Annotated in this window: 2 protein-coding genes; both read left to right on the top strand. The window is 61.5% G+C overall.

The features are described from left to right. The first annotated feature begins 12 nt into the window (after positions 1-12). Entirely contained in the window at positions 13-1,452 is a 1,440-nt protein-coding gene (locus QMG93_RS28340) for a PLP-dependent aminotransferase family protein (RefSeq protein WP_281942552.1), read from the top strand. Between the two features lie 115 nt (positions 1,453-1,567). Continuing rightward, a partial coding sequence (locus tag QMG93_RS28345; RefSeq protein ID WP_281942554.1) for an immunoglobulin-like domain-containing protein occupies positions 1,568-6,418 on the top strand: 4,851 nt, incomplete at its 3' end.

Raw genomic sequence — 6,418 nt, forward strand, 5'->3', positions numbered from 1 at the left:
ATGATATCCGAAATGCACTTCCATATCGCTTATCACGCATATCTCGAGAAGTATCCGACGAAGCTTTTGGCGCTCTACCATGCGCTGCACGACGGGGTAACCGGAGGGGTTCTCGCCTACGGGCTGCGGCTTCCGTCGACCCGGGAACTGGCCGGGCTGTACGGGCTGTCGCGCGGGACGGTCAATCAGGTGTACGAGATGCTGGCCTCCGAGGGCTATTTGCAGTGCCGGACCGGAAGCGGCACCTACGTCGCGTTTCGCAAGGAGGAGCAGGGCGGCCCGGGGGCGGCCCGTCCGGAAGCGTCGTACCGCTTGTCAGCATGGGGGGAGCGGCTCGAATCGGCCTCGCCCCGCGGCCGCATGGTGCCGCGGCTGGCCGTCGATTTCGACTGCTTCGCGCCGGACCTTGACGCTTTTCCCCGCGAGGCGTGGAACCGCTGCCTGTACGCCGCGGTGCGCGAGCTGACCGCTACCGGCGCGGGCCGCGGGGATTGCCCGCCGCAAGGCTACGGGCCGCTGCGCGAAGGCATCGCCCGCTATCTGCGCCGTGCCCGCGGCATCGCCGTAGAGGCCGGGCATATCGCCGTCACGGCCGGCTCGATGCAGGCGCTTGCGCTGCTCGCGCAGCTGCTGGTCGAACCGGGCGAGCCGGCTGTCGCCGAGACGCCGGGCTACGCGGGCATCCGCCGGGCCGTCCGGGCCGCCGGGGGACGCTGCATCGACGCAGCGGTCGATGCGCAGGGGATCGTGCCCGCAGACTGGGAGGCGCGGGCGCTGTTCGTGACGCCGACGCGCCAGTTTCCGACGGGGGCGGTGCTGAGCTTGGAGCGGCGGCAGGCGCTGCTGCGGTGGGCGTACGAGCGCGAAGCCGTCATCGTCGAAGACGATTACGACAGCGAGTTCCGCCACCGCGGCAAAAGCCTGGAGCCGCTCAAGACGCTCGACCGCGAGGAGCGCGTCGTCTACGTCGGCAGCTTCACCAAGACGCTGCTTCCCGACGTCCGCATCGGCTATGCGGTGCTGCCGCCTTCGCTCGTGCAGCCGTTCGTCCGCGCCCAGGCGCTGTACGAGCCGCACCCGGCCAACCTGCTGGAGCAAAAAGCGCTGGCCGCTTTTATGGCTTCCGGGGAGTACGAGCGTCATCTGCGGCGGATGAAGCGGATCTACAGCCGCAAGTTTGGCTTGTTCATGCAAATGCTCACGAGCGAATTGTCGGCCCGGTTCCGGTTTGTCGAAAGCGACGCGGGACTTCATATTTTCGGCTGGTGGCTGGGGACGGAAAGCGAATACTTGGATTACCGCGCCGCCTGCGAGACCCGTGGCGTCCGTTGGTCGGAAGCGCGGGTCGAGACGGAAGCGGGAGTAAAATACGGAGCGTATTTCAATTTTCCGCATTTGTCTGAAGAGCAGCTTAGGCAGGGCGTGGAACGGATGAGTCTCAAGACCTTGTGATTAACAGAATCTTCATATAACTCTATATAATCCCTTAACAAAACTTTGCTAAGCTAGGACAGTATGACTATTCCTTGTCATAAAAGTATCCAAATTTGTTAGCAGGAGGATGGTTATGCTGTTCAAAAAAGCAGCAAAGTGGGTATTGGTCGCATCGCTTGCTTTTCCCGTATCGGCGGGACTGTCTGGTCCGGAGACGGCACGGGCGGCGGCGGATGCTGCTGGCCATTGGGCGAAGACCGAAATTGCCAATTGGCAGGATCTCGATTTAAGCGAAGGCTATCCGGACGGCACGTTTCGTCCTGACGCCAGCATCACCCGCGCCGAGTTTGTGGCGCTGGTCAACCGCGTTTTCCGCTTGAAGGATAAGGCGTCCGTCGACTTCAACGACGTGAAGGCGAGAGACTGGCATTATGACGAATTCACCAAAGCCCGTGCGGCAGGGGTTGTGAGCGGATACGAGGACGGCACCTTGCGGCCGAACGTGCCGATTACCCGCCAAGAAGCGGCTGTCGTGCTGCAAGGTCTGTTCCAAGCGAAAGCTTCGGCGCAAAATTCGGCCGTCGACAAGTTTAAAGACGCGGGGACGATTCCGTCTTGGAGCAAGGCGGCGATTGAAGCCGTGGTCTCTCAAGGGTACATGAACGGCTATCCGGACGGCAGCTATATGCCGGATCGTCCGATCACCCGTGCGGAAGCCGTCGTCACGCTGGACCGCGCCAAGCACATTTCGGACAAGCTGGTCCGCTACGATCAGGCCGGGACGTATCGTGAGGCGGTGGACGGCTCGGTGATCGTGTCTTCACCCGACGTGAAGCTGGAGAACATGACGATTGCCGGGGACCTCGTGCTGGCGCAAGGCGTCGGCGAAGGAAACGTGTCGCTCAAGCATGTCAACGTAAAAGGGACGACGCTTGTCAAGGGCGGCGGTCCGAACAGCGTTCTCATCGACGATTCTTCTTTGGGAACGGTCATCGTGAACAAGAAGGGCGGCAATGTCCGGCTGGTGGCGGGCGGCGGCACTGAGATGGGCGAGGTGCGCCTGAAATCCGGCGGCAAGCTGGAAGACCGGACGGGCAAAGCAGCGGGGAAAGCATTCGGTCAAGTGATCGTGGATACGCCGACACCGGCCGGTTCGGCAATTAAGCTGGCGGGCCAATTCGGAGACGTGCAGGTGCTTGCGGCCGGCGTATCGGTCGAATTGGAAAAAGGCTCCTCGACACGCGTATCGACTCGTATCGTCGGCGCCGTTACGACGATTGTCGTGAACGAGGGCGCAGTAAGCGAACTGAGCATCGGCCCCAACACGAAGCTGGAGCTTCGCGGCGGCACTGTCGACCGGTTGACGGTCGAGCCGGGAGCGGGACGCGACGCCGTGCGTATCGACGGAACGGCGATAGTTAAGCGCCTGATGATTAACGCCCCGGTAGCCGTTAACGGCAGCGGTTCGATCGAGAACGCGGTCGTCAACGTGAACGGAGCCTCGTTCGATAAGGCGCCGAAGCATCTCGAGCTGGGCAAAGACGTAACGGTCGTCGTTGCGGGCAAAACCATCAACAGCTCCAATATCGGCACGATCAACGGCGGAGGAAGCGGGGGTTCCGGCTCTTCCGGTTCGGGCAGTTCTTCGTCCGGCTCGGATTCGGGCTCCGGCTCCGGGGATTCGTCCGACCGGACGGCTCCGGCCAAGCCGAGCGATTTTCGCGCTACGGCATGGATCGGTGCGGTGGAGCTGGGCTGGAAAGCCAATACGGAAACGGATTTGAAGGGCTATTACATCTATCGGGACGGGGTCAAAATACATACCGCTTCCGTAACGTCTACGACGTACACCGTAACGGGGCTGACGTATGGCAAACCGTACCTCTTCGAGCTTTCGGCCTTCGATACGAGCGGCAACGAATCGGCCAGAGCCTCGCTGTCCAAGCAGCCGCTTGAGCCGCAGGGCAATCGCGTGCCTGTGCTTGCGAAGGCGCTGGACGATTTTACGCTGACGCTTGCCGGCGGAAGCCGGACAATCTCCGTAGCTTCGACCTTCACGGACCCGGATGGCGATGCGCTGACGTATAAAGCGTCGTCTTCCTCCGAAGCCGTTGTTAGCGCGTCCGTCAACGGCTCCGAGCTTACGGTTGCCCCGATTTCCGTCGGCAGTGCGACCGTCACAGTGAGCGTCTACGACAATAAAGGCGGCACTGCACAGACGTCCTTCCTCGCGACCGTCGTCCCGGCTCCGAACGGCGATGCCGAAGCGGCCGCACGGGATGCCGAAGCGCTGACGCTCGGCGATACGAGCGCCGTGACGGCGGATTTGACGCTACCGTCGGCAGGACTTCACGGAAGCACGGTGACATGGGCAACAAGCAACGCCGCACTCGTCTCTGCTGTGGGCAAAGTGACGCGCCCGGCCGCAGGCATGCCGGACGGACAAGTCGTGTTGACGGCGACGGTCCGCAAAGGCGCGGCGCAGCAGACCAAGACGTTCAACATGACCGTGAAGGCACTGTCCTCCGACGCGATGACGGATGCGGAAGCCGTGGGCAAGGCGAAAGAGGCTTTGGCCCTGACCTATAACGGATACGGTTCCTCCTTGGCGCTTCCGGCAAACGGAGCCGAGGGCACGACCGTCGTATGGTCGCTGAAAGACGCCGGCCAAGCCGGGGTAATCGACCCGGGCACCGGCAAAGTCACGCGCAGCGAGCTGACGAAAGACGTGAATGTCGTGCTGATCGCAACGATTCGCCGGGGCGACGCGCAAGCGGCTAAAGAATTCACACTGACGGTCAAAATGCCGCAGGTGAAGCCTGCCGTCAACGCGGTAACGGCAGCGGACGCCACCGTAACAGGTACGGTCGAACCAGGAGCCGCGGTGACGGTCAGAACGGGGCCGCAGACGCTGGGTACGGCCCAAGCCGACGCGGTCACCGGAGAGTTTGCCGTCGCCATTCCGCCTCAACCGGAAGGAACGGTGCTTGAGGTCCTATCTTCACAAGCGGTCGGCGCCACTTATGTGCTCGTGATGGAAGCGGGCGCGATGACCGACGCGCAGGCCGTCGCCGCTGCGAAAAATGCGCTGACGGATGCCGTTATTTTAAACGGAAATCCGGACGTGAATCAAGTGACGACGGCGCTCAAACTGCCGGGAACCGGATTGAATGGGACTTCCATCGCATGGACCTCGGATAACGAAGCGATTGTTTCCGCGAGCGGCGCCGTCAAGCGTCCCTTGATGGGCGAGAACGACGCTTCTGTCAAGCTGACCGCCACGATCAGCCGCGGAAACGCCACGGATACGAAAACGTTCCAATTGCTGGTGAAGGCGCAGACGAAGCCGCTGCAGATTGAGAGCATTGCGCCGGTTCAAGCGGCCGTGGACAAGAATGCGGCCTATACGCTTCCGGCGCAGGTGACGGCGAACATGAGCGACGGTACGACGCAGCAGGTGAACGTGACTTGGACTCCGGCCGCAGCAGACACGTCGGTGCCGGGAACGTTCCTGTTCGAAGGCGCCGTCTCCGGCTATGCGGGCAAAGCGGCGCTGACCTTGACGGTCCGCGATGTGCCGGCGGCGCTTACGGTTTCGGCGGCATTGGCGCTGGCTACCGGTTCGAGTGCGACGGTCGAAGGATACATCGTCGACGCCGATGCGAACCCGAGCTTCCCGGGATATGGCATTTTGCTGGCAGATGCGCCGGGTACGGACAAAGCGAACACGATCATCGTAAAGTTTAAGAAGGCCGACCGCGACGGCGTGTTCAGCCGGGCGCAGGCAGCAGGTAAGAAGATTCGGATTGCCGGAATCATTACGAATAACGCTTATATGAGTCAAAAAGGATTCGCCGACACGTATGCGTCCCTGGAGTTCGTCGACGGAGGTGCGCCGCAGCAAGCTCAATTGTCTTATTCTGTGAGCGCATTTAAGGAAGCGGCTGCCGACGACGGCAGCATCGACAATAGCGCCCCTCTCATCGTCACGCTGGCCAACGATACGTTTACAGGCGCGGCGGGAGAAGAGTTCATTGCTGCCGGCAAGCTGCAGATCGCATCGCTGCCGGCGGGACTTGCCGTTTCGGCTGTCCGCACAAGCGCCTCGCAGCTCACGGTTCAAGTGAACGGCAAGGTGTCCGCCCACCGGGCCGCGGATAGCATCAACAACCTGTCGTTTACGTTTGCAAACACGGCATTTACCGGTGGAGACGCCTCTAAAGTCAACGGCGCGGTAAAAAATAATTTGGCTATCGCCTTCATCGAAATTCAGAGCATCGATCCGATCGCGGCCGCGGCTGCCCGAGGCGCAGCGTACAGCTTGCCGGCCCAAGTTCAGGCGAAAATGAGCGACGGTAGCACGAAGCTTGTCAATGTCGTATGGAACCCGGCGGCCGCCGATACCAGCGTCAGCGGCACCTATCTCTTCGAAGGCACCGTTTCGGGCTACGCGCCGAAGGTCCAACTGACTCTGACCGTCAGCGAGTCGGATACGACCGCCCCGGATGCTTTTGCCGTCAACGAGCCGACTTCGGCGGATGACGGCGTGAACGGCAACGGCAAAAGCAGCGTGACGATTACATGGACGGATTCGGCTTCCTCAGATGTGGATCATTACGAGATTATTGCCAAGACCGGCTCCGCTCCTACGGTTGCGGATACCGTATACGGCCAGACCCCCATCGCGCGCGGCGTACAGACGGCGACCTTCGCTTGGGATGCCGGAGAGAACGTGTACGTCGGCGTCGTCGCGGTCGACGGAGCGGGCAACAAAACGTTGTCCATGAATGGCGCGAAGCCGAATGTGACGACAGCGGCCGACGGCGGTACCGGAACGGTCAATTTGCTCGCGAACGGCGGATTCGAGTCGGTGAACGGGACTTTGGGATCTTCCGATACGTTTACGAATTGGACGAACAAGCTCGCATTTAACAACGCGGGCACGAACGTCAAAAAGGATACGGCCATCAAAGTATCCGGAACG

The sequence above is a fragment of the Paenibacillus tyrphae genome (assembly GCF_027925525.1).
GTDB classification, from domain to species: domain Bacteria; phylum Bacillota; class Bacilli; order Paenibacillales; family NBRC-103111; genus Paenibacillus_G; species Paenibacillus_G tyrfis_B.

Coding starts and splice junctions, on each gene's coding strand:
- QMG93_RS28340 (WP_281942552.1), top strand. CDS start 13: ATGCACTTCCATATCGCTTATCACGCATATCTCGAGAAGTATCCGACG.